The following is a 22,118-nucleotide window of genomic DNA, read 5'->3' as shown; positions in this document are numbered from 1 at the left end:
AGGGCCTGACCATTTTTGGTTGTCGAGCAGATTGAAAGATCTCCAGATCCTTGCATTCCTAAAGCTAAAATTGGAAAAGGGATGGGTGAATTTTGATAAGGAATTTCGTTTTATCTCAGGATCGACTTTGAACTTGCCTCTGGCAAGATGTAAGAAAAGACATAGATGAGATGGAATTCAGCGTAGGTTTAATTTCTTGAGGTAGCTTCAAAAGCGATTGAATTTTTCGCTAGGATACTTGATCCTCTATACACCGTGCAGCTTCCCAAATAGCAGTTTTAAGTTCAATTAGCCACGTAATTCTTTCACCATCATTTTGAGGTTGATACTGTGTAATGATTTCCGCAAGATTTTTGCAGGCGGGATGGTTTTCTGCGAGCTTGCGGTGAACTTCAATACGCGTCTCCCGACGAATCCTGTTAACGCACCTAGCAAAGTCCTCCGGGTATTTGTTTTTTGTTGGGAAGTGTTGTTTATCAAGAAGGTCGTTAGCTTCATCAGCCAGGTCGCGGATGGGGCCAGAGACAGATAAAGGACGAAACTCTGACGGTATCATTGGTAGAGGAATGTTCCCAGGAGAAAAAACTGTTGCATGTTCAATGGACAACATTTGTTCCGAAAAACTTCCTTTGAGGACCCCTTTTTTCGAAATTGAGGCCCTACCCTCCCGAATATCTATCATTAAGTTGAGCGATCCTTTGGCAAACATCCAATCCCCGCGTGGTATATGAAGTTTGAGGCATTGTCCTTCAAGGGCATCCGCTTCATCCAACCACCTATAGCTTTCGTGGTAATGGGTCCCGTTACCTTCGCGCCCATGATAGTCGTAATAAGAGGCTATGGTTGCCCAGGAAATGTCGTTTTTTTTCATTAGACGATCCAATAAAATGAATCCGCGTGGCATCCTCCAGATCACCACTGGTTCATCGACTTTAAGAAATGGCATTTTCATCTCTAAGTCACTGCTGATTTTAGCCTGTCCCGAGTGACCAGCGAGATGTAGCACAGGACCTAAGGGGGGGTTAATTACGGCTGGTTGAGATGTAATGAACCGATAAAGTTCATTTTTCCCTTCAGGTGTCTCAACACAAAAACGGGTCGACCAACCCAGAAATTTAGGAACAAATTTGACATCAGATTCTGTGAAGGTAACCGGAATAAATTTAGAGTTCCGTCCACCATCATCAAAGATTTGTTGGGTGATCATTTGACCTTTCCAACTGACACCAAGTCCCCGCCCTGGAGATTCCTAACCAGTAGCTCGACGGTTGTATGTTTCCGTGCAAATGACAAGTACAAAGTCCGCACGCTCAATTTGGTTGTTCATCCAACGAGGCCATCCGTCTTCCGGGAATAATTCGTATTGGTCCAGATTGCAATCTACGCCGTTAGCTCGAAGATCATCTGAAAGTTGGAGGACACGCTTCTTATGTTCTGTCGAGTCGTGGCTATAGCTAATCAATACACGTGGTGAAACTGGCATCGGTTATACCGTGTGAAGGTTGTTAAGAAATGTTTTGGCGAAGATCATTTCAGCGAGGGAAAAATTGGTTCAAGTCTTACATTTAAATCATTGAAATGTTTCGTGGTCTATGGAAGCGAGTTGTTTTCGCGTCTTATATTTCAGTTCTAACGGTTTGCGGTTACGGCGAGACGGAATCCTAACGCATGCAAAAGTGCATCGAGGCTTCTGAATTCTGGATTGCCGCGTCCAGAGAGCATCTTATACAGGCTTTCACGATTGAGTTTGGACTTCTCGGCGAGTTTTGCCACGCCCCCTTGAGCTTCGGCTACATTCCTTAACGCCACTAAAAACAATTCAGGATCGTCTTCTTCCAGTGCCGCGTTCAAATATTCTTCGGCTTCACTCGCACCACGCAGGCTTTCAATCAGGCCTGGTTGATAGGCTTTGCTCTTTTTCATGGCCTCCTCCTGTATTCATTCCAATATCGCCTTGCGGTTTCGATGTCTTTGGCTTGGGTACTTTTGTCGGCACCACAGAGGAGCAAAACAATTGTGGCTTCTTCTTGTCCAAAGTAGACGCGATAGCCTGGGCCAAAATCGATACGCAGTTCTTTTACGCCTTCTCCTACTCCGTGACAGTCACCAAAATTTCCCGGGCTCATGCGGTCCAGGCGTACACGAGCTTTTGCCCGGGCCTTGATATCTCGAAGGGAACCAAGCCATTCATTGAATGGTTCTCGCCCCTCATCGGTGATAAAAATCCTAAGTTCTTTGGGTGTGGCATCCACAGGTTTAAATTGTAGCCTATAAGCTACAATTGGGCAAGTATTGGCTCGGGATGGAGGGGAAAAGTTCAATTGGTTATTGTCGGATAAACCAACCGTGACGCTTGATCCATTTTTCGAATTCAACGGCAAAAAACACGATTGTTGAAAGAATGATGCAGAGGCCTAATTGGTCCAGGGTTAAGGGCATCGTATGAAAGATGGGATTGAGGAAGGACACGTAGATCGTGGCCATCTGAAGGGCTCCCCGTTTGTCCCAATGCGATGCCGATGTTGGTCTGGTTCAACGCGGTGGCGTCATTCACCCCGTCGCCGGTCATCGCCACAAACTCTCCTCCGGCTTGCAGCGCTTTGACGATGGCAATTTTTTCGCGGGTGTAGTGCGGGTATAGAGGCGGGTATGCTCAAACAAGTGTGCCGCTTCTTCAGGGGAACGGTGTTCCAACTCCTGGCTGGTCAGCACTGTGGTGTCCTTATTGATAATGCCGACTCCTGACGCGTGGCATTGGCTTGTCCACATGAGAAGAAGATTGTAGGATGGTCTGAAATCTACCCTTGCGATATGGCGCAGGATTTTTCAAACTCAAGGCCGTCCATCGCTCCGGTTTATGGGGGGGGCATCTATGCACCCGGCACCCGAGGATCCTATTTCAGAAACACGAGAGGAGCCGCCCGCCGATATTCCCGGCAGCCGGCCACTCAGTCGTCGCGCCCTGCTGTGCCAAGCATTCACTGCCGGCGGACTGACGGCGGCTCAAGCTATCTTGAGCCCTTTGCGGGCAGAAGAGTCATCGGTGCCGACCGATCCGACCAGAGTACCCGGTACCCCGCCCACCCTGTACGGTCAGCGCTCGCCGTTCGAAAAGAGTGAGCGTGTGGTGAAGTCCTGGTGGGGGTCTTTTACCCCTCTGCAAGATCTTGAGGGCGTGGTCACTCCTGCTTCCTTACACTTCGAGCGTCACCACAATGGGGTGCCGTTGATCGATCCGTCGCATCATAAGCTCCTTGTTCATGGTCTGGTCGATCGGCCGTTGATTCTATCCATGGATGACCTGAAACGGTTTCCCTCCGTCTCGCGACTCGTTTTTATCGAATGTTCGGGAAATTCCGGACCTGAATGGCGGGCTCCGACCGGACAGACGGCCCAACAGACCCATGGGCTTACGAGTACAAGTGAATGGACGGGGGTGCGGCTGGAGACAGTCCTCAAAGAAGTCGGTATAAAACCGGAGGCGACCTGGATGTTGGCGGAAGGCAGTGACGCGGCGGTCATGACGCGTAGTCTGCCGGTGGCCGACATCGTGGAGGAGGGCCTTCTCTGTTATGCGCAAAACGGTGAGGCGCTTAGGCCGGAGCAAGGGTATCCGCTACGACTGGTCATTCCCGGTTGGGAAGGCAACACCTGTATTAAGTGGCTGCGTCGACTGAAGCTGGGAACGGCACCGTTCATGACAAGGGAGGAAACATCCCGGTATACCGATTTGATGCCCGACGGCAGCGCACGACAATTCACGATGGTCATGGAGGCCAAGTCCGTCATCACCACTCCTTCCGGTGGCCAAAAGGTCCGCCCCGGCTTTATTGAAGTGAGGGGTCTTGCTTGGAGTGGTCGCGGGTCGGTGATGAAGGCAGAGGTTAGCACGGACGGAGGACGTTCGTGGGAAGAGGCGCAGCTACAGGAACCGGTTCTTCCTAAATGTCACACCAGATTTCGGTTTTCCTGGCGCTGGGATGGAGAAGAGACAATCCTGCAAAGCCGCTGTATCGATGAAACCGGTTACGTGCAACCCGCACGTACAGCGTTGATCGCAGTCCGGGGAATGAACTCTGACTATCATAACAATGCGATTCAGAGCTGGAAGATCTCGCGGGAGGGGCACGTCACCAATGTTCAGGTTTAATTTAGTTGCGGCGGTTCTTGTGATCACGCTTGGCCTAGGATGGCAGAAGGGGTTGGCTACGGCCGCTGAAGCGCACTCGATCACGGGTTATGGATTCGGCCATGCGCCTTCCGACCGTGAACTGCAAGGCTGGAATATTGATGTCCGCCCGACCGGTGCCGGCCTTCCCGCCGGCCAGGGAACGGTGAGCCAGGGCGATACTGTGTTTGCCGGGAAGTGCGCATCCTGTCATGGGATGACCGGCCGGGAAGGGCCGATGGATCGCCTCGTCGGTGGACAGGGCACGCTTGCCAGTCGACAACCGATCAAGACGATCGGCAGTTATTGGCCCTATGCTACCACGCTCTATGACTATATTCGTCGCGCGATGCCGTTCAACGCGCCACAATCCCTCACGAATGACGAAGTGTATGCAGTCGTGGCCTGGTTGCTGTATCAAAACAACATCATCTCGACCGGGACGGTGTTGGATGCCGGGACACTGCCCGCTGTTCACATGCCGAACCGCAACGGGTTTGTGCCGGATCCCAGACCGGATGTGTCCAGGTAATCTTCGTTCGTAATCACTTCAGAACGTGTCCCGTGCATTCTGTCCATCGTCTTTGTTTGCAACGGCTCCGAAGAACAGCTGCGGCCCGTCCGGATGCCCACCTTCCTAAGCAGATACTTCATTAGAAAATTGATAATTTGGGTTAGCGGGTTGTTGGGCCAGCCAGCCGTGACGCCGGACCTATTTTTCGTGCTCAACGGAAAAAATGATGGTTGAAAGACCTATATGCAGTTTTGATGTCGAAAATGGGGTGTATCAGGATTCGAAGAGATTGCGGACCAGACCGCTCTGCCGGATGATGGAACGGAGCGTTCAAACTGCAAGTATTGGATGATCCGGAACCGGCACTGTGACTGTTCCTGCGTCAGTGCGGCACTGCATGATGATGTGGCTTCCCCGTCGGCGAACTTCCGCAAATCTTTGTTTTTCGAGTATTTTACTTCTTTCCCAGAGAGAACCCGCAGCTTACCCATGCGCGGCTTCGAATCGCGGTACATACACTTCGGTGTGAAGACGACGCCCGATCTCGTCAGGGTCCGCGCATTCGAGGAACATTTCTACTGCTTCCTTTAAATTGGCTGTCGCTTCTTCCACGGAGGTTCCTTGGCTGGCCACATCCAACTTAGGACAAAGCGCCACGTACAGATCGCCCTCTTTTTCGACAATCGCAGTATAGCTGCTTGTCCCCATTGATTGTCCTCCCCGTTATTTGAGACTAAATGACCACTAAAAATCTGGCCATCACGGTTTTATTATTTTTCGTATTTGGCCAGATCGTTCACATGGACGTGAATTTTCTCACAATAGACCACTACATTTCGCTTCTTAAATTTTTGATAGGAAAGTTGGTTAAGGCTAGGCCACGGATAAGACCATGTCAAGCGGAACTCATCCCCTATGCTCTTTTCAATGTGAACTAATGTACTGGTAGGATGACGAAACAAGTTCCAGGTTATGGCAAGGAGATCAAATCCGTCTAACCCATTTTTCGAGTTCCACGGCAAAAAACACGATTGTTGAAAGGATGAGGCAGAGGCCGAGTTGGTCCAGGGTTAAGGGCATGGTATGGAAGATGGGATTGAGGATAGGCACGTAGATGGTGGCCATCTGAAGGGCAAACGTGAGGAGGACGGCTCCCAATAACCAGAGATTGCTCAACGGCCCTCGCTGGAGAAATGAATCCTGCTCTGCTCGAATGGCTAGCACATGTCCCATCTGGGACAGGGTCAGTACGGTGAACACCATGGTTTGCCATTGTTCTTGATTAGCCTTATAGGCCCACATTTCGATGGCCAGCGACACGCCGCCCATGAGCAGGCCTACCCACAAGATATGTTGCCAGAGGCCACCGGCAAAGATGCTTTCATTCGGTGGGCGGGGTGGGCGCTGCATGATGTGGCGTTCTTCAGGTTCCATGGCGAGAGCGAGGCCTGGTAAGCCGTCGGTGACGAGATTGATCCATAAGATCTGGATCGGGAGCAGGGGAATCGGCAGGCCGAATAAGGGTGCCAGGAAAATCGTCCAGATTTCTCCGGAATTGCTTGTCATCGTATATTTCACAAATTTGCGGATGTTGTCATAAATCCGGCGTCCGTCCCGGACAGCGGTGACAATAGTCGCAAAGTTATCATCTAACAAAATCATGTCGGAGGCTTCCCGGGCCACGTCGGTGCCGGTTTTCCCCATCGCAATGCCGATGTTGGCCTGGTTCAATGCGGGGGCGTCATTCACCCCGTCACCGGTCATCGCGACAAACTCTCCTCTGTTTTGCAAGGCTTTGACGATGGCAATTTTTTGCGTGGGTGTAATGCGGGCATAGACCCGGGTATGCTCAACCAGTTGCGCCAGTTCTTTAGGAGAACGGTGTTCCAGTTCCTGGCCGGTCAGCACCTTGGTGTCCTTATTGATAATGCCAACGCGTGAGGCAATGGCTTGGGCGGTGCCGGGGTGATCGCCGGTGATCATGACGGGGGTGATACCTGCCGATTGGCAGAGGGCGACCGCCTTCGCGGCTTCTTCCCGTGGCGGATCCATCATGCCGGCAAATCCGAGGAAGATGAGTTCGCGTTCGACAGTCGAGGAAGTCATTTCCGTGGGTGCTTGATCCCATTGCCGATAGGCCACCCCCAACACCCGCAAGCCTTCATTGGCCATCTGTTCGGCCTGCTCTAATAGACTGCCGATGTCTAGTGACACAGGGTTGGTCTGTGTGAGCATGGATTGGCAAAGCGGAAGAAGTTTTTCCGGCGATCCTTTGGTAAAAGAGATGGTGCCCGTCGGCATGCGATGCATTGTCGTCATGCATTGGCGATCTGAGTCGAAGGGGATTTCTTCTATGCGGGGATTTGTGGCCTCTAATGTGCCTTTGTCGTACCCGGCCTCAACGGCCGCCAGATACAAGGCCACTTCCGTGGGATCACCCAAGGTCTGGCCTTCGGTCTGTGCGTTTGCATCGTTGTTGAGCGCCAACCCCAGAAAAAACAGATGAATGGGATTGTGGAGGTCGGCGTCGCTGTCGGGTTGTCTGCCCGCAGATGGGCGCAGGATGTTCCCGGCCACCGATATCTGCTCCACACGCATGGAGTTTTGTGTGAGCGTGCCTGTTTTATCGGAGCAAATATAGGTGACGGAGCCTAAGGTTTCCACAGCGGGCAGTCGCCGGATCAACGCCTGCTTTCGCGCCATTTTTCGTGCGCCCAAGGCCAGCGAAATGGTGACGACGGCTGGTAAGGCTTCAGGAATCGCGGCCACGGCCAGACTCACGGCCGTCAGGAACATGAGCACCGGCGGCTCACCCCGCCAGACGCCCACAGCAAATAACACGACACAGATTCCTAGAACGGCCATCGCCAAGCGTCGTCCAAACACCGCCAGGCGTTGTTGCAAGGGCGTTTTGATGTCTTCGTCCTTATGCAGGAGCGACGCGATTTGTCCTAGCTCGGTCTTGAGGCCGGTGCCAATGACGATCCCTGTGCCGCGCCCATATGTCAGGAGCGTGCCTTTATAGGCCATATTGCGCCGATCACCCAGGGGCAGCTTCAAGTCCTCAAGCGGGTCGGTCTGTTTGTCTACCGGAACGCTCTCGCCTGTGAGCGCGGATTCATCCGTTTTGAGTTGAACGGCTTCGACTAATCGAAGATCGGCAGGGATGAGATCTCCGGCTTCCAGCAGAACGATGTCGCCCGGTACTACATCGAGCGTGGAGAGCGAGGCGACCTGTTGCTCACGTCGAACGCGCGTGGTCGGTGTGGCGAGCTTTTTGATGGCTTGCATGGCGCGGTCCGCCCGATATTCCTGCACAAATCCAATGATACCGTTGAGCACCACGATGATGACAATCGCCAGTGCATCCAGTCGCTCCCCCAACATGCCCGAGACAATGGCGGCCCCAATAAGCACCAGGATCATAAAATCGGTGAATTGATCAACGAAGATTCGCGCGAGACTGCGCTGGCGGTGTTCGGGAATGGTGTTTTGGCCATGCTGTTGCAATCGGCGGCGGGCCTCCCCGGTATTCAGCCCGTTGTGAGGATCGACATCCAGCCGTTGACTCACATCCGGGAAAGAAAGAGTATGCCAGACCGTGTCGCTTGGCGATGCGCGAGGGGTCTCCGCTCTATTGTTGGGGGTGTTGGTCATCTTGGCTGGAATGTGTCTTCAGAAGTGTTTGGAACATTGGTGAGTATGTGCGGCGTCATAACTTTAATTTCATCAATTACAAATGGGACGAATAATTGACCAGATTAGTCGTGGTCATCCTGAGACCATGGCGAAGGATCTGTGTCCAGATTGACGATCCCATGCCTTTGCCAGATCCTTCGTTCCACTCAGGATGACATAGCCTTATAGGATGGGTGTTTCTTATTGATCATTCAGCGCATTTAGCAAGTCGTGCCTGGCCGGTGAAACTTATAAGTTATCCCTCTTTAATTTGATACATCTCGTGGCATGCCAGGCATCTGGTCGTGATAGTCGACAGGCGTTGAAGAATGTCCTGTGATGTCGTGTCCCCGGTGATCGCGTCCGCCAATTCGTCAAAATCACGATGTACGGACATTCCAAGCTGTTTGAGGGGAAGAGGAAGTTTAAGCATGAGCGAGGGATTGTCGTCTACGGCCATCTTCATTCCGGCCGAACGGGCAGCCGCTGCAGCCTGAGCATGTCCTTGGGTCTGGTCAGGATCGCTCAGGCCCGTCACGACGCCATGCACGGCCTGAAGGAGTTGCCGCATTTCCGTCAGGATAAAGTCACGTTCGGTTGGAGCAAGATGTACAACAGTTCGGCCATCGGCTGAAGGGGTGGTCGACCCTTGAATGAAAAACCAGCCCAGCAAGGCGGCGCTGACTATCCAGAGCATGAGAGTAATCCGGCAAAGATTTTTTGAGGAAAATGGTGAAGATGACAATTGGAGTCTCCTTAATTTTTCAATAACCTGTGGACATCTGCCTCGCTGCGTTCAGGAATGAATGGACTTCATTTAGGGAATCAACTGGGGCATTATTCTACATGACTAATGATTTTGACTGTACCTCTTTTCCCCAATGTTCCAGGTCACTGCTTTGGACCTGTTCAAGATTGTTGAGGTTTTGCTAGTTATATCTATCATTTCAAGTTCTCACAAAATAAGGCATATCTCTTGCCAAATGTATTATCAGTGAGTACTAGCGACAGGGATACATTCAGGCGAATTGATGGGAGGCCGATGATCCAAATCCGTATACATGGCAGAGGAGGGCAGGGCGTGGTGACTGCTGCGGAGCTGCTTGCGCTAGCGGCATTCCGGGATGGGAAGGAAGCTCAGGCCTTTCCCAGTTTTGGATCTGAACGGACCGGTGCGCCGGTAACCGCATTCTGCCGGATTGATTCTCACCCCATACGCAGTCGGGAGCCGGTCTATCATCCGGATGTCCTGCTCATACAGGACTCCACACTGCTGCATCAGGTGAATGTCTTTGCCGGGTTGGCGTTGTCAGCCTTTGTTCTCATTAATTCTACACGAGATGTCGACGCGCTTCATCTTACGGACTTTGTTGCCCAACATCCCGGAACGCAGATGCATACGCTTCCGGCATCCGATCTGGCCATGAAGCATCTGGGGCGACCGTTTGCCAATATCGGGATGGTGGCTGGTTATGCGGCCCTGACCGGGGAAGTCAGCAAAGCTTCCGTAAATCAGGCGATCACAGAAAAGTTTCCGGGAAGGATTGGAGAATTGAACGGGGCGGTGGCCGGAGAGGTGTATGATTATGTTGCGGCAAATCTGGCCAAGGTGTAATTCAATCGAGGAATCAACAGACGACCATGAAACATCATATTGAAGGATCTCAAGCCGTGGCCCATGCCGTCGCCTTATGTCGGCCTGAAGTGATGGCCTGTTATCCGATCTCTCCTCAAACCCATATTGTCGAAACCCTTTCACGTAAGGTGAAAGCCGGAGAAATCGGCAATTGCCAATTCCTGAATGTCGAATCGGAATTCGGCGCCTTAAGCGTGCTGATCGGCTCCTCGGCCATGGGCGCGCGAACCTACACCGCGACGACAAGCCAGGGTCTTTTGTTTATGGCCGAGGCCGTCTATAACGCGGCGGGATTGGGCCTTCCCATTGTCATGACCATTGCCAATCGCGCCCTCGGCGCGCCGATTAATATTTGGAACGATCATTCGGATAGCATGTCCATGCGGGATGCCGGCTGGATTCAATTGTTTGCGGAAGATAATCAAGAAGCCGTCGATCTTCATATTCAAGCGTTTCGCCTGGCTGAGGAACTCAGTTGTCCGGTGATGGTCTGCATGGATGGCTATATCCTCACCCATGCCTATGAGGTGGTGGACCTTCCCACGCAAGAGCAGGTGGATGCCTTCCTGCCGGCGTTTGAACCTGTTCAAGTGTTAGATCCGCAAGACCCGGTGTCCATTGGCGCAATGGTCGGACCGGAAGCCTATGCCGAGGTGCGTTATCTCGCGCATGACAAGCATTTGCGAGCGTTAGAGGCGATCCCACGACTCTCTCGGGCTTTTGAGGATATTTTTCAGCGTCGGTCTGGTGGACTGTTGAAGGCCTATCACACGGATGGGGCGGAAACCATTCTGGTGGCACTGGGATCGGTGAACGGTACCATTAAAGACGCGGTGGATGATTTGCGGAAAGAAGGATGGCCGGTCGGTTCTATTGCGCTCTGTGCATTTCGTCCCTTCCCCTCCCATGCTCTTCGCCACGTTGTTCAGGATGCCAAGCGGATCATTGTTTTTGAAAAAGACCTGGCGGTGGGAAAGGGTGGCATCGTGTCCAGCGATGTGAAGATGGCACTGCGGGGATTACCAACTATCGTGGATACCGTGATCGCCGGACTCGGAGGTCGCCCGATTCCGAAAGCCTCGGTCATCGATACGGTGAAGCAAGCATGCCTGGAGGGTTTGGAGGAACCGCATTTCCTCGATCTGAATTGGGACGCCATTAATCGGGAATTGACCAGACAGCAGGCGCAGCGGCGTTCGGGGCCCACCGCAGAAAATATTCTCCGGGAAATCGGTGTTCCCGGCGCATCGCCCATTTAATTTTTAGTCGTGAGGCCGGTATGTCTTATCAACGAGTGAAATTTTATCAAACGGGAACCTTCACGGTTGGCAACCGGTTACTGGATGAATCCGATCGCACGGTGCAAGCCGGGATGGATCGAACGAATTCACTCAATTCCGGCCATCGCGCCTGCCAGGGATGCGGTGAAGCGCTGGGCGCCCGCTATGCCCTTGATGCGGTAATGCGCGCCACGCATCAGCAGATGGTTGCGGTGAATGCCACCGGCTGTTTGGAGGTCTTTTCCAGTCCCTATCCGGAAAGTGCCTGGCAGATTCCCTGGCTGCATTCGTTGTTCGGGAATGCACCGGCGGTGGCGAGCGGCGTGGCGGCAGCCCTGCGGGCCAAAGGCAGGACGGATATCCGAGTCATCGCCCAGGGTGGAGATGGTGCGACGGTTGATATCGGGTTCGGGTGTTTGTCGGGAATGTTCGAACGCAATGATGACGTGTTGTATGTCTGTTACGACAACGAGGCCTACATGAACACGGGAGTGCAGCGTTCGGGATCCACCCCGCCACGAGCCTGGACCAATACCACGCAGGCCGTGGGAACCGACCCCGGCAACCCCATGGGCATTGGAAAAAACCTGCCACGCATTGCGATGGCCCACGGTATTCCCTATGTGGCCACGGCCTCGGTGGCCGATCTCCATGATCTGGAAGCCAAAGTGACGAAGGCGATGAACTTCAGGGGCGCACGGTATATTCATATCCATGTGCCCTGTCCGCTAGGCTGGAAGTCCGATCCTGCGCATACGATCAAGGTCGCCCGCCTGGCGGTGGAAAGTGGCCTTTTCCCCTTGATTGAAGCCGAAGGGGGAGAAGTGACCGATCGAACACCTATTAGAAAACAAGTCCCTGTCGAGCAATACCTCGAACTCCAAGGTCGGTTCAAACATCTTTTGCATCCACGGGACGAGTGTGCTCTTGACGCGATTCAGGCGATGGCGGATGCAAATATTCACCGGTATCAGCTACTTCCTGTAAAGGCATGATGATGGAACAGAAACCCTTTGCCATTACCTTGAACCCCGCTTCAAGTCTGGCCAATCATACGGGCAACTGGCGGACGATGCGTCCGATCTATGTTGATCACCTTCCGCCCTGCAATCAAGGCTGCCCGGCTGGCGAAAATATTCAAGGCTGGTTGTATGAGGCGGAGGAAGGGAAATATGAACAGGCCTGGCGAAAAATTATGGAAGAGAATCCTTTTCCGGCAATTCATGGTCGAGTGTGTTATCACCCGTGTGAAACCGCCTGTAATCGGGGCCAGCTCGATGAGCCCGTGAGCATTCATGCCGTTGAGCGATTTTTAGGCGATTACGCAATTGAGCAGGGTTGGCAGGTGGAGGCGGGCGTGGCAACCGGAAAGCGGGTCCTGGTAGTCGGCGCGGGCCCGAGCGGTCTTTCTGCTGCGTATCATCTCGCCCGTTTGGGACATGCTGTGACAATCATTGAAGCGGGGCCGAAGCCGGGAGGCATGATGCGGTTCGGGATTCCGCAATACCGTCTGCCACGGAATGTCCTTGACGCCGAAATTGCAAGAATTGTCGCCATGGGCGTTTCGATCCATCTGAATCAAAAAGTCGATCATTTAGAAACGACCATCAAAGAGGGCGGATTCGATGCCGTGTTTCTGGCCATTGGGGCTCATCTGAGTAAGCGGGTTGATATTCCCGGCCGGGATGCCGGCCGGATGATCGATGTCTTGGGATTTCTTAAAGGAATGGATGGCCAGACTGTTCCCAAGATCGGTCGGCGGGTCGTCGTCTATGGTGGAGGTGATACGGCTATTGATGCTGCGCGAACCGCCAAGCGCCTGGGTGCCGATGAAACGATCCTGATTTATCGGCGTGATCGCGGGCATATGCCCGCCCATGATTTTGAAGTGGAAGAAGCCTTGGAGGAGGGGGTGCTGACCCGATGGCTGCATACCATCAGACAAGTGGACAATACGACGTTGACCGTTGAAGAGATGACGCTGGATGAGCAGGGGCGCCCGCAACCCACCGGGCGGATTGAGACCTTGGAAGCCGACACGGTTATTTTGGCGGTGGGCCAGGAAGTGGATACCGGGTTTTTAGAGAATGTGCCGGGATTAAATATTTCGTCCGATGGGGTGATTCAAGTCGATGCCTCAATGATGACCGGGCGTGCGGGAGTGTTTGCCGGGGGAGATATGGTTCCTGCAGAGCGTACGGTGACGGTGGCCACGGGCCATGGGAAAAAAGCGGCACGGCATATTGATGCGTATCTCCGCGGAAGTGAGTACCGGAAATCATCGCCCAATACCGTTGCGACGTATGACCGGCTCAATACCTGGTATTACACCGATGCGGATAAGAATCGGCAGCCCTACCTGGATCTGGCCAGGCGTCGCGCCAGCTTTGAAGAAGTGGTTGGCGGGTTGGATACGGACACGGCGTTGCTCGAAGCCCGACGCTGTCTCTCTTGCGGAAATTGCTTTGAGTGCGATACCTGTTATGGCGTGTGTCCGGACAATGCCATTATCAAATTGGGTCCCGGTCAACGGTACGAAGTGAATTATGACTATTGCAAGGGATGTGGGGTGTGCGCGGAAGAATGTCCCTGCGGCGCCATTGATATGGTTAAGGAAGTCAGATAGGAACAGAATAATTGTGCACACACCGGAGTTTGATAGTTGGAACAGGTGTGAGGAGTTATTTGACAGCAATACACACGGCACAAAGGATGTGTCACACCCGGGAGACGATGTATGAAATACCTATTAGCAGTTGATGGATCGGATCAATCGGTCGATGCGATACGTGCGTTTGAAGCGCTGAGCCCGGCGGAGAGCCTGATGGTATTACATGTGGTGAATGTGCCGGGTATCCCCTATCCGTCCATCGGGGCGGGGATCGCGAAAGATTTGAGGTTGGCGGTGGACAAAGCGATGAGGGAAGAAGGAGAACGGATCATTGAGCAGGCATTGTCCCTCCTGCCTCTTCATCCGGGATCAGTCATGAGACGACTGGAAATGGGTACTCCTGCCGAGGTCATTCTTACCATGGTCAAGGAAAAGGGAATCGATCTCGTGGTATTGGGCGCCAGGGGTATTGGTCAGATTCGAGAGCAAATGTTGGGGAGCGTTTCGCATCGTGTGATGACGCATGCGTCGTGTTCGACTCTGATCATTAAGAAGCCCACTCGCAAGATCCAGCAAGTATTAATTCCTGTTGAAAGTCAGGAAGACGGCGAAATTGTCGTGCGGTTTTTGAAAAAGAAGCCCTTCCGGGAGCCGATCACTGCGACCGTTCTGCATGTCATTCCGTTTTCAGAACCGGTCTGGCCGGTGGGTGCGATGATTTCTCCGGAATTTCGAAAAGAGATGATCGCCTATGGGGAGAAATTTACGAACGGGCTCAGCGCGGAATTGAAGCAGATGGGGCATGAGGCCAAAGGGGTTGTCGTGGTCGGGGCACCCTCACCCACGATCATTGAGGAAGCGAACAAATATGCTGCTGATGTGATCCTGATGCGGACACATAGCCGATCCGGCGTGAGTCGCTTTCTTTTGGGAAGCGTCTCCCATTCCGTGGTGCATCACACTGAGTCTTCAATTTTGTTTGTGCGTGAATGATCCGGTTTACAGGATCAATCTGGACAAATAATCCGTTTCCGAGGTTGTATGCATAAAACCTGGTACCTTTTTGGTGCAATTGCGATAGGCGTGTTAGTTTTTCTCTATCTGGTGTTTTGGTGTCCCAGCCCCTGCCAGTAAGGGCAATCTCGATTTCATTCGCACGTCCTCCTGCATCCGCTGGCAACACATTTTTTGTCGATTGTGCAACCCTGTCCGGCTGCACTCCCTGAAGAGGTCGATCTGGTCCCTTTGGAATGGTAGACTGAAAACTGGCTCCCCGGTCCCGCCAAATTTTTCGGCCTGTTCAGGCCACATTCCTGAAGAATCTGCTGGGGATATTAAGTTCTTTTAAATATTTGTGTATTTGGGGTATTCCGGCCCAACATATGAGGGTGCTGGAGGAATATTAGAAGGCCGTATTAGTTGGTGGTGCCTTCGAGGCGCTCAGAAGCTGACAGGCGACAAAAAACTAGATTGTCCGTTATAATAGAATAAAGGTATAAAAAAGAGGGGTATTTCCTCTTTTGTTAAAAGGATATCAATATATGATTAATAAAACGGATAGGAAGAAGGTCTCACTGCTTCTGGGGTTAGTCTTGACCCTTAATGTGGTGTGTGCCAACAGTCTTGGGGCTAGTCCGTCTGTTCATCAGATTCCGCATCTGATCATTCCCATCCTGGGGACATCTCTCAACAAACAATTCAGGCCGGTGGGCATGGTGAGCCAGGTGGTGATTGATGTCTATGAGCGGCAGGATCATAACGGCCTTCAAATCCAATTCCATACCGAACCAGGAAATTTTTCCTTATTTGCCCGTCAGTCGATCCATGCGGCCATCACTCGGGCGCTGGCTGCTGCCCATCTTCCGTCTGAATCCTGGACTGTCCTCCTGAAATTTCCCTATACCGGTCTCACGGTATATGGGGAAAGCCTTTCGGCCATGGTGGGCCTGAGCGTGGTGTCCATGATCAAGGGAGATCATCTCCTGGAAGGTCGGGCCCTCACCGGAACGATCACGGAAAGAGGATCGATCGGAGCGGTGGGAGGGCTTCAACTCAAAATCCTAGCTGCCTACGAAAATCACTTTGAGCGTGTGTTGGTTCCCAGCGAGTATGATGTACGGGATGGAGATTGGCGTACCCCGTTTTTGATGCAGGTCTCCCCTGTTGGGACGGTCGATGAAGCCTACTTTGGGCTGACCGGGCATCATTTGGCGACCCTTCCTTAAGACCTCCCTTTCAGTTTTCCTGCAGTTGCCGGGTACGATGGATTCCGGCATCCTTCCCAGGTTCTTTGCGGCAAACCTCAAGGAAATACCCCCACAATTAAGGAAATATTCTTAAATTGCGCCAACAGGCCAAAACCCTATCGGTTGAATTGTTCCTTCCGCTTGCGAATTCCCTTCAGCAATTCTTTATGGGAATTATGACATCGCCGGAGGAAGGTTTTCTTTGGTCAGTGTTAAAAAATGTGTTGCGCAGGAGATGCAAGGATCATAACTGCGAATCAGTTCTTCGCATTTCATCGCGGTTTCCTGATCGTTGAGGTGAAGGATGCCTGGCAGGAGGTTTCGAAGATCGTCCTCCATGCGGCGTTGATTTTGGGAGGTTGGCGGCACAATCCTGGCGAGGTGAACGGTTCCATCAGCCTTGACCTCATAACGATGGTATAAAAGGCCTCGCGGGGCTTCGGTCGCGGCCATACCGGTTCCGGCGCGGAGTGTCACTGGAACGTCTGGAGCAGGTGGCCGCTCATACTGGTCAATGAGTCGAAGGGCTTCGTCAAAGGCATAGAGCACTTCCACCGATCGCGCCACGATACCCATGGACGCGCGGTTGAACGGGAGGACTAATCCCGTGCTCTGTAAGACGTCTTTGGCTAACAACGAAAGCTGGTGCTGGTTGAGAGCGAGCCGGGCTAACGGCCCTGTGAGATAAGATTGTCCATTCAACGTGCAGTGGAGGGCATTGGAATAGGGTACTTGTTCTTCATGGAAATGGTGTTCAAACTCCGATGCGGCCATGCGGTGCCCTCGATTGGTGACGACGTCGCCTTCATTCATCGGATATTCAGAAGGTCCCCGGAGGGCGAGGAAGGTATAGGCCTGTTCGGGATCTTGAAATTCAAACCCGCTCACCCACCGAAGCGTTTCCGTAGCGGCATCTCTGGCCCAAAGGAATTCGTCCTTCAGCCCATGTAAGGCATTCCTTGTCGGCACTTGAGAGAATCCGCCAATCTTCACCGAAACCGGATGCACCGATCGTCCCCCTAACAGCGTTAACAGATCATTGCCCGCCTTCTTCATTCGAAGCCCTCGCTTCACAAGATCGGGGTGTGAACGGGCCATCTCAAGCCCGCTGTCGAATCCTAAGAAATCCGGGCCCTGGAGCATATAAATGTGCAGAACATGACTTTCGATCCATTCCCCGCAATACAGGAGTCGACGTAAATCGCGAAGGCTTTGTGGCATCTCCACACCGAAGATTTGTTCCAGCGCATGGACCGCACTCATTTGATACGCCACAGGACAGATACCGCAAATACGGGCCACGATATCGGGCACTTCGGTGACGTGACGTCCCTGGAGGAAGGCTTCAAAAAAACGAGGAGGCTCAAAAATCCGGAGTTGCACATCCCGGACCTGACCATCCTGGACAGTGATATGAAGGGCTCCTTCCCCTTCTACCCTGGCCATCATGTCGATTTTGATGGTTCTTGATTTATCAGGATTCCCAGGCATCACTTTCCTTTTGGAACGGCTGAACCGATCCGTTGATTCCTCGAAAACGGCGAACCATGTCCAGAGGAATGAGTTGCAGGTGCTCATGAAATTGTTTGGCCAGAGATCCGGTGTTTGGGGGCACTCCGGGAATCACTGAATCCTGTTCGGCCGGGCCAAAGCACCCATAACACTCCCGGCCCATAGCGGGGCAGATGGCCCCGCACCCGGTACGCGTCACCGGTCCAAGGCAGGGCAGTCCCTTCGCGACCAGGACGCAGACATGTCCCTGGCGTTTACAGTCCAGGCATACACTGTGCGCGGGAATGCTGGGAGTGACGCCTCTCAGCAAATCGGTGAGCACTCGAAGGAGTTGTGGCTTATCAATCGGGCATCCCCACAATTCATAGTCCACCTTGACGTGTTCGGAAATAGGAGTCGATGTGCTTAGGCTGTGGATGTATTCTGGGCTGGGATATACCGTTCGCTTGAAGGCTTCCACATCGCCCCAGTTCCGAAGAGCCTGAATGCCGCCGGAAGTCGCACAGGCACCGATGGTGATCAAGGTGGTTGTCTGTTGCCGGAGATCGAGAACTCGAGAAAGATCTTCAGGACAGGTAATGGAGCCTTCAACGAAGGTAATATCATACGGGCCAGGCTGCATATTGCTGGAGGCTTCGGGAAAATAGGCGATGTCGAAGGCCTCTCCCAACGCCAGTAAATCGTCCTCCATATTCAGGATGCTTAACTGGCATCCGTCACAAGAAGCAAACTTCACCACCGCAATCCGGGGGCGAGGCCTGGTTGAAGGATGCTGAGTTGCGGCGGTTGTTTCGTTCATATTCATCACCGGCTATTAAACAGGCAAAATCCCATTTTTGAACACCCACAGCAGAGAAAGTTGTTTATTCTTTTTCTGCGTCATTCCAGACTTTTTTCATCGGGAATCCATTTATTCTCGTTCCCCTCCTTTGTAAGGAGGGGCGAGGGGAGGTAGAGTTTCCCAGGCTGAAAGATGTTCTCCTATTGCGACTGATTTTCCCTTTGACAATTCTACCTCACCTCAATCCTCCCCTTACAAAGGGGAGGAAATCTGGTTTTGAGTTTCTCCTACACACCTACTTTTCCGAAATACGGCACCACACGATCTAATCGCATCACGGGCCCGTCTTTACAGACAAAAAACGGCCCAAGCTGACAATGTCCGCAGAGTCCGATGCCGCATTCCATATGCCGCTCCAACGACACATACATGGTGTAAGGGCGCAGACCATGATGGGATAAAGTATTACAGGCAATCCGCATCATGATCTCCGGTCCACACATCATGACCAGTGTGTTGTCGGGATCCAACTGCAGTTGATCAAACAATTCGGTGACCACGCCCACATGACTATGCCAGGTCTTGCCGGGTTCATCGCTGGTGAGCAGCACCTGCGTGCGAGGCTCATGCCGCCAGGCATCGAAGCGTTCCCGGTAAAGCAAGTCGTGGGGGGTTTTTACCCCGTGGAGGATGGTCATGGCGCCATACTCCTCCCGCCTGCGGAACATATATTCAATGGCTCCGACAACTGGGGCGCACCCCAACCCGCCGGTGACGATAACCACGTCCTTGCCTTGCGCTTCCTTCATAGGCCATCCAATTCCGAAGGGCCCACGAACACCCACACTCTCACCCACTTGCATCGCGCCCAGTACCTGCGTGATCCGTCCCACCACACGAATGGTGTGGTCCAGAAATTCCGGCTCGCCAGGGTCTGAGACAATGGAAATGGCTACCTCGCCTACACCAAACACATAGAGCATGTTGAACTGCCCCGCCTCAAAGCGAAAAGACTCCCGATGAGCGGAATCTGTAAGTTGAAGGCGAAACGTCACGATATCCGTGGATTCCTGTTTTCTGTCCACGATCACAGCCGGATGAATGAGGTAGGGATTGTGTGGCATAGTAGACTTCAGCCCTCTTGAATAATCCTTCTTGGAAAAAGAGGGACTAAGGAAGATTTATCTGGTCTGGCCTGCTTTCATTTTAGGCCTTGTCATTCCTGACATCTGACATCACCCTTTTGGAAAAATAGCCAGAGGAAGCTTTTTCTCCGTCATTCCCGACATCTTTTATCGGGAATCCATCTCCCTTCCGTCATGCCCGACGTTTGTAATCGGGCATCTATCCTGGCTTCGTTTCCGATGGATCCCCGCTAACCACCTGCGGGGATGACAGAAGTATTTGGTATTCCAGATATCTTTTATCGTGAATCTCATTCCAGGAATATTTCATCATAACAAAATGAATCCATCGGATCTTCCCTCGTTTTGACCTTTTCCCAATAAAGGTAAAAATCAGTGTCGCCTTTCTCCTCAAAATGTGATGATGGGAGGCTCTATTTTTGTCAAAGCAAATTCAAAGCCAATGGGGAGGTCAATGTGATGGACAAAGTCAAAGGTTTTCCGATCAATTGAGCTGATTGCACCCTTGTCCTTGGTAAGCATCTCCTTGCTGAGTTTGACTTCATGACGGATTGAACAACGAATGTTTACGTTCAATCGATTCTATCTATAAAATCCCAAACAAATCCTGCACTGGAATTTGGCTTTCAAGGCGTTACGTATCATGGTGGCTTCCTCTTCATATCCTAAATTCATACACTGTCAGGGTTGATAGACGGTGGTATGCAAATTAATTTTAGGTAACTATCTCAAGCTATGCTAATCAAAGCCATATGGACTGCTCTTGAAAGATTTTATGCGCAGGATAGCGACCTCTTCAGAGGGAAGAAGGTAAGAGAGGAGTGCGTAAATCACAGGGTAGCTTTGCATATTCAGGAGGCACTCCTGATGAGCACCTGTGAAGCCCTCAATAATTTGAGACAGAAAATAAAATCGGGTCACGTAAAAGTAGACGTAGAGTATGATAAGGCGCTTGACGAAGAGAAAATCAACGATGGCAAACCATCACGTCCCGATCTGTTGATACATCATCGCGGCAATAATTTAGACAATTACGCATTTATCGAATTAAAAAAAAGTTATCGAACAAAGAGGGATATAGAAAAGTGTGAAGGCGCGAAAAAGTCTCCGTACGATTACAAAAATGTTCTGATAATTGATTTATTGGAAAAGTCGCCATGTGAAATGCGTATCATTGAAATACTGGCCGCAGGTGGAGAACCAAATAGGCATCCTTACCCTTCTAACGACGACCGAGAAAATACTGGTCGTTCTCACCAGCGTTGAAAAATATTCCAAACCTGAATCGGGCAACCGGGTTGTGGCTTGGAGAGGCCGTTCACTTTGTCAAAAAAGTCGAAGCGGCCGGCTATGAGGGTGATTTTGTCAGCCCCAAAGGGAGACTTTGGAGGCAAGACAATAGCCTCTCCCCTTTCTATTAAACGGATAACGTGATCCGTATCAAGCTGTGACCACCGATGGTTGCTCACTCCCCTCCTTCGCGACCACTCCGCGCAGTCGCCATCAATCGGGGATTGTAGCTGCACCTTACCATGGTGCCGGCCAACGTCTGTGACTTGTTGGCTTCATACGTATTGGGGTATTCTTCGGTCATGGCTATAACCTGGGAACAATTGGCCGAGCAGGCCATGAGTCTACCGACTGAATCGCGGGCGCGGTTAGCGGACCTTCTTGTGGAAAGCTTAGATGCCGATGAACTCGGGCAGATTGATCGCCTGTGGGTTGCAGAGGCAACGCGCAGGCGCGATGAAGTAAGAAGCGGGCACGTCGAGCCGATCCCTGGAGACGAAGCTCTTCAGAGGGTGCGAGACGACATTCCCCGATGAAATGGGATTTCCACCCCGAAGCCCTGGAGGAATATCGGGAGGCAGCTCTTTACTACGCCGAGCGTGATCCGGCGCTTGCTCTGAAATTCCTCGACACTGTTGAGGATGCAATTCGACGAATTATCGAATCTCCAGAACGGCATAGGATCCTCGATGAGGATGTCTGACGTTGTCTCACCCATGTCTTCCCCTATGCGGTTCTGTTTACCATAGAACCGGAGTCTATCCTCATTGTGGCTGCATGCTTTGTAGCCGCGAGCCGGGATACTAGAAGCGAAGAGTCCCGCCATCCTAACTAGCGACCGAACACTGATAATGCCTCCTGAAGTCAAGGAAAGAATGAACAGGGTGAGCGTTATGATCATTGGCAATTTTCGTTTCAAAGCGGTGCAGGTCCGAATGAACAAGTCATTTGGAGCAGACCCTGTCCAGCACAGAACATACAGATAACTTCATGCCCAAGAAAATACTGGTCGTTCTGACGAGTGTCGAAAAATCTCCTAATCTGAACCAGGCAATCGGGTTGTGGCTTGGAGAGTCGTGCGCTTTGTTAAAAAAGGCGAAGAGGCTGACTATGAGGTGGATTATGGCAGTCCCAAACGAGGCTATACGCCTAATGACCCACACAGTCTGGCGCAGGCAGATGCAACGATTGCCGGGGAAGGCAATGCAGTGAGCTGGTCATTGAATTGTTGATCTCTGACCAATTCTGAGATAGAGT

The 22,118-nt window shown here is 52.1% G+C and carries 24 protein-coding genes and 1 pseudogene; 13 read left to right on the top strand and 12 right to left on the bottom strand.

What is annotated here, in order from left to right; translation table 11 throughout:
• Positions 1 to 229 precede the first annotated feature (229 nt).
• From ACTRXD_RS11745 to ACTRXD_RS11725, 5 genes are all read right to left on the bottom strand, one after another.
• On the bottom strand, positions 230 to 1,207 hold the full coding sequence (locus ACTRXD_RS11745) for a hypothetical protein (RefSeq protein ID WP_442431991.1): 978 nt from the start codon (positions 1,205 to 1,207) through the stop codon (positions 230 to 232).
• 42 nt (positions 1,208 to 1,249) lie between these two features.
• A complete protein-coding gene (locus ACTRXD_RS11740) occupies positions 1,250 to 1,483 on the bottom strand; it encodes a toll/interleukin-1 receptor domain-containing protein (RefSeq protein WP_442431990.1) in 234 nt (77 codons plus the stop codon).
• Between the two features lie 146 nt (positions 1,484 to 1,629).
• Positions 1,630 to 1,923, bottom strand: coding sequence for an addiction module antidote protein (locus ACTRXD_RS11735; RefSeq protein ID WP_442431989.1), 294 nt, complete (start codon positions 1,921 to 1,923; stop codon positions 1,630 to 1,632).
• Positions 1,920 to 2,252, bottom strand: coding sequence for a type II toxin-antitoxin system RelE/ParE family toxin (locus ACTRXD_RS11730; protein ID WP_442431988.1), 333 nt, complete (start codon positions 2,250 to 2,252; stop codon positions 1,920 to 1,922). The genes ACTRXD_RS11735 and ACTRXD_RS11730 overlap by 4 nt, the downstream gene beginning before the upstream one ends.
• 73 nt (positions 2,253 to 2,325) lie before the next feature.
• Complete coding sequence (locus ACTRXD_RS11725) at positions 2,326 to 2,484, bottom strand: cation transporting ATPase C-terminal domain-containing protein (protein WP_442431987.1); 159 nt, start codon at positions 2,482 to 2,484, stop codon at positions 2,326 to 2,328.
• Between the two features lie 16 nt (positions 2,485 to 2,500).
• Between ACTRXD_RS11725 and ACTRXD_RS11720 the strand changes: the two genes are divergently transcribed.
• The 3 genes from ACTRXD_RS11720 (at position 2,501) to ACTRXD_RS11710 (ending at position 4,700) form a co-directional block, all read left to right on the top strand.
• Complete coding sequence (locus ACTRXD_RS11720) at positions 2,501 to 2,641, top strand: hypothetical protein (RefSeq protein WP_442431986.1); 141 nt, start codon at positions 2,501 to 2,503, stop codon at positions 2,639 to 2,641.
• Positions 2,642 to 2,872: 231 nt separating this feature from the next.
• Positions 2,873 to 4,150 carry a sulfite dehydrogenase gene (gene soxC / locus ACTRXD_RS11715; protein ID WP_442431985.1) on the top strand — a complete coding sequence of 426 codons (1,278 nt, stop codon included), beginning with the start codon at positions 2,873 to 2,875 and terminating at the stop codon, positions 4,148 to 4,150.
• Positions 4,137 to 4,700: a c-type cytochrome gene (locus tag ACTRXD_RS11710; protein WP_442431984.1), complete on the top strand. Its 564-nt coding sequence runs from the start codon at positions 4,137 to 4,139 to the stop codon at positions 4,698 to 4,700. Before soxC ends, ACTRXD_RS11710 begins: the two co-directional genes overlap by 14 nt.
• A 312-nt stretch (positions 4,701 to 5,012) precedes the next feature.
• On the opposite strand, the gene ACTRXD_RS11705 is transcribed toward ACTRXD_RS11710, so the two are convergent.
• The 4 genes from ACTRXD_RS11705 to ACTRXD_RS11690 form a co-directional block, all read right to left on the bottom strand.
• A complete protein-coding gene (locus ACTRXD_RS11705; RefSeq protein ID WP_442432019.1) occupies positions 5,013 to 5,135 on the bottom strand; it encodes a type II toxin-antitoxin system HicA family toxin in 123 nt (40 codons plus the stop codon).
• A 30-nt stretch (positions 5,136 to 5,165) separates the two neighbouring features.
• Positions 5,166 to 5,390, bottom strand: coding sequence for a type II toxin-antitoxin system HicB family antitoxin (locus tag ACTRXD_RS11700; protein ID WP_442431983.1), 225 nt, complete (start codon positions 5,388 to 5,390; stop codon positions 5,166 to 5,168).
• A gap of 276 nt (positions 5,391 to 5,666) precedes the next feature.
• Positions 5,667 to 8,339 (bottom strand): cation-translocating P-type ATPase, encoded by a 2,673-nt coding sequence (locus ACTRXD_RS11695; RefSeq protein WP_442431982.1) that lies wholly within the window; start codon positions 8,337 to 8,339, stop codon positions 5,667 to 5,669.
• Between the two features lie 277 nt (positions 8,340 to 8,616).
• On the bottom strand, positions 8,617 to 9,105 hold the full coding sequence (locus ACTRXD_RS11690; protein ID WP_442431981.1) for a hypothetical protein: 489 nt from the start codon (positions 9,103 to 9,105) through the stop codon (positions 8,617 to 8,619).
• Between the two features lie 297 nt (positions 9,106 to 9,402).
• Between ACTRXD_RS11690 and ACTRXD_RS11685 the strand changes: the two genes are divergently transcribed.
• The 6 genes from ACTRXD_RS11685 to ACTRXD_RS11660 all read left to right on the top strand — a co-directional run bounded on the left by ACTRXD_RS11685 (position 9,403) and on the right by ACTRXD_RS11660 (position 16,112).
• Positions 9,403 to 9,975: a 2-oxoacid:acceptor oxidoreductase family protein gene (locus tag ACTRXD_RS11685; protein WP_442431980.1), complete on the top strand. Its 573-nt coding sequence runs from the start codon at positions 9,403 to 9,405 to the stop codon at positions 9,973 to 9,975.
• 26 nt (positions 9,976 to 10,001) lie between these two features.
• Positions 10,002 to 11,255 (top strand): pyruvate ferredoxin oxidoreductase, encoded by a 1,254-nt coding sequence (porA, locus tag ACTRXD_RS11680; protein WP_442431979.1) that lies wholly within the window; start codon positions 10,002 to 10,004, stop codon positions 11,253 to 11,255.
• 20 nt (positions 11,256 to 11,275) lie between these two features.
• Complete coding sequence (locus ACTRXD_RS11675) at positions 11,276 to 12,271, top strand: thiamine pyrophosphate-dependent enzyme (RefSeq protein WP_442431978.1); 996 nt, start codon at positions 11,276 to 11,278, stop codon at positions 12,269 to 12,271.
• The gene (locus ACTRXD_RS11670; protein WP_442432018.1) at positions 12,271 to 13,902 is read left to right on the top strand and encodes an NAD(P)-binding protein; all 1,632 of its coding nucleotides are present in this window, start codon (positions 12,271 to 12,273) and stop codon (positions 13,900 to 13,902) included. The genes ACTRXD_RS11675 and ACTRXD_RS11670 overlap by 1 nt, the downstream gene beginning before the upstream one ends.
• 111 nt (positions 13,903 to 14,013) lie before the next feature.
• Positions 14,014 to 14,880, top strand: a complete 867-nt coding sequence (locus tag ACTRXD_RS11665; RefSeq protein ID WP_442431977.1) for a universal stress protein — start codon at positions 14,014 to 14,016, stop codon at positions 14,878 to 14,880.
• 548 nt (positions 14,881 to 15,428) lie between these two features.
• Positions 15,429 to 16,112 (top strand): S16 family serine protease, encoded by a 684-nt coding sequence (locus ACTRXD_RS11660; protein ID WP_442431976.1) that lies wholly within the window; start codon positions 15,429 to 15,431, stop codon positions 16,110 to 16,112.
• Positions 16,113 to 16,307: 195 nt separating this feature from the next.
• Here ACTRXD_RS11660 and ACTRXD_RS11655 read toward each other — a convergent pair whose 3' ends face one another.
• The 3 genes from ACTRXD_RS11655 to ACTRXD_RS11645 all read right to left on the bottom strand — a co-directional run bounded on the left by ACTRXD_RS11655 (position 16,308) and on the right by ACTRXD_RS11645 (position 19,550).
• Positions 16,308 to 17,624: a Ni/Fe hydrogenase subunit alpha gene (locus ACTRXD_RS11655; RefSeq protein ID WP_442431975.1), complete on the bottom strand. Its 1,317-nt coding sequence runs from the start codon at positions 17,622 to 17,624 to the stop codon at positions 16,308 to 16,310.
• Complete coding sequence (locus ACTRXD_RS11650) at positions 17,608 to 18,444, bottom strand: hypothetical protein (RefSeq protein WP_442431974.1); 837 nt, start codon at positions 18,442 to 18,444, stop codon at positions 17,608 to 17,610. Before ACTRXD_RS11650 ends, ACTRXD_RS11655 begins: the two co-directional genes overlap by 17 nt.
• Positions 18,445 to 18,713: 269 nt before the next feature.
• On the bottom strand, positions 18,714 to 19,550 hold the full coding sequence (locus ACTRXD_RS11645; protein ID WP_442431973.1) for an FAD/NAD(P)-binding protein: 837 nt from the start codon (positions 19,548 to 19,550) through the stop codon (positions 18,714 to 18,716).
• A gap of 888 nt (positions 19,551 to 20,438) precedes the next feature.
• Between ACTRXD_RS11645 and ACTRXD_RS11640 the strand changes: the two genes are divergently transcribed.
• The 4 genes and pseudogenes from ACTRXD_RS11640 to ACTRXD_RS11625 form a co-directional block, all read left to right on the top strand.
• On the top strand, positions 20,439 to 20,837 hold the full coding sequence (locus tag ACTRXD_RS11640; RefSeq protein WP_442432021.1) for a hypothetical protein: 399 nt from the start codon (positions 20,439 to 20,441) through the stop codon (positions 20,835 to 20,837).
• Positions 20,838 to 21,163: 326 nt separating this feature from the next.
• Positions 21,164 to 21,397, top strand: a complete 234-nt coding sequence (locus tag ACTRXD_RS11635; RefSeq protein WP_442431972.1) for an addiction module protein — start codon at positions 21,164 to 21,166, stop codon at positions 21,395 to 21,397.
• The gene (locus ACTRXD_RS11630; protein ID WP_442431971.1) at positions 21,394 to 21,564 is read left to right on the top strand and encodes a type II toxin-antitoxin system RelE/ParE family toxin; all 171 of its coding nucleotides are present in this window, start codon (positions 21,394 to 21,396) and stop codon (positions 21,562 to 21,564) included. The genes ACTRXD_RS11635 and ACTRXD_RS11630 overlap by 4 nt, the downstream gene beginning before the upstream one ends.
• 287 nt (positions 21,565 to 21,851) lie before the next feature.
• A pseudogene (locus tag ACTRXD_RS11625) lies at positions 21,852 to 22,045 on the top strand (type 1 glutamine amidotransferase domain-containing protein); the annotation flags it as partial.
• Positions 22,046 to 22,118 lie beyond the last annotated feature (73 nt).

The organism is Nitrospira sp. T9 (assembly GCF_052156535.1).
Lineage (GTDB): Bacteria > Nitrospirota > Nitrospiria > Nitrospirales > UBA8639 > Nitrospira_E.
This window is presented reverse-complemented; position numbering and strand designations above follow the sequence as displayed.

Coding starts and splice junctions, on each gene's coding strand:
- ACTRXD_RS11745 (WP_442431991.1), bottom strand. CDS start 1,207: ATGATCACCCAACAAATCTTTGATGATGGTGGACGGAACTCTAAATTT.
- ACTRXD_RS11645 (WP_442431973.1), bottom strand. CDS start 19,550: ATGCCACACAATCCCTACCTCATTCATCCGGCTGTGATCGTGGACAGA.
- ACTRXD_RS11660 (WP_442431976.1), top strand. CDS start 15,429: ATGATTAATAAAACGGATAGGAAGAAGGTCTCACTGCTTCTGGGGTTA.
- ACTRXD_RS11710 (WP_442431984.1), top strand. CDS start 4,137: ATGTTCAGGTTTAATTTAGTTGCGGCGGTTCTTGTGATCACGCTTGGC.
- ACTRXD_RS11725 (WP_442431987.1), bottom strand. CDS start 2,484: ATGGCCACGATCTACGTGTCCTTCCTCAATCCCATCTTTCATACGATG.
- ACTRXD_RS11685 (WP_442431980.1), top strand. CDS start 9,403: ATGATCCAAATCCGTATACATGGCAGAGGAGGGCAGGGCGTGGTGACT.
- ACTRXD_RS11675 (WP_442431978.1), top strand. CDS start 11,276: ATGTCTTATCAACGAGTGAAATTTTATCAAACGGGAACCTTCACGGTT.
- porA (WP_442431979.1), top strand. CDS start 10,002: ATGAAACATCATATTGAAGGATCTCAAGCCGTGGCCCATGCCGTCGCC.
- ACTRXD_RS11630 (WP_442431971.1), top strand. CDS start 21,394: ATGAAATGGGATTTCCACCCCGAAGCCCTGGAGGAATATCGGGAGGCA.
- ACTRXD_RS11740 (WP_442431990.1), bottom strand. CDS start 1,483: ATGCCAGTTTCACCACGTGTATTGATTAGCTATAGCCACGACTCGACA.
- soxC (WP_442431985.1), top strand. CDS start 2,873: ATGCACCCGGCACCCGAGGATCCTATTTCAGAAACACGAGAGGAGCCG.
- ACTRXD_RS11670 (WP_442432018.1), top strand. CDS start 12,271: ATGATGGAACAGAAACCCTTTGCCATTACCTTGAACCCCGCTTCAAGT.
- ACTRXD_RS11665 (WP_442431977.1), top strand. CDS start 14,014: ATGAAATACCTATTAGCAGTTGATGGATCGGATCAATCGGTCGATGCG.
- ACTRXD_RS11640 (WP_442432021.1), top strand. CDS start 20,439: ATGAGCACCTGTGAAGCCCTCAATAATTTGAGACAGAAAATAAAATCG.
- ACTRXD_RS11735 (WP_442431989.1), bottom strand. CDS start 1,923: ATGAAAAAGAGCAAAGCCTATCAACCAGGCCTGATTGAAAGCCTGCGT.
- ACTRXD_RS11700 (WP_442431983.1), bottom strand. CDS start 5,390: ATGGGGACAAGCAGCTATACTGCGATTGTCGAAAAAGAGGGCGATCTG.
- ACTRXD_RS11650 (WP_442431974.1), bottom strand. CDS start 18,444: ATGAACGAAACAACCGCCGCAACTCAGCATCCTTCAACCAGGCCTCGC.
- ACTRXD_RS11695 (WP_442431982.1), bottom strand. CDS start 8,339: ATGACCAACACCCCCAACAATAGAGCGGAGACCCCTCGCGCATCGCCA.
- ACTRXD_RS11655 (WP_442431975.1), bottom strand. CDS start 17,624: ATGCCTGGGAATCCTGATAAATCAAGAACCATCAAAATCGACATGATG.
- ACTRXD_RS11635 (WP_442431972.1), top strand. CDS start 21,164: ATGGCTATAACCTGGGAACAATTGGCCGAGCAGGCCATGAGTCTACCG.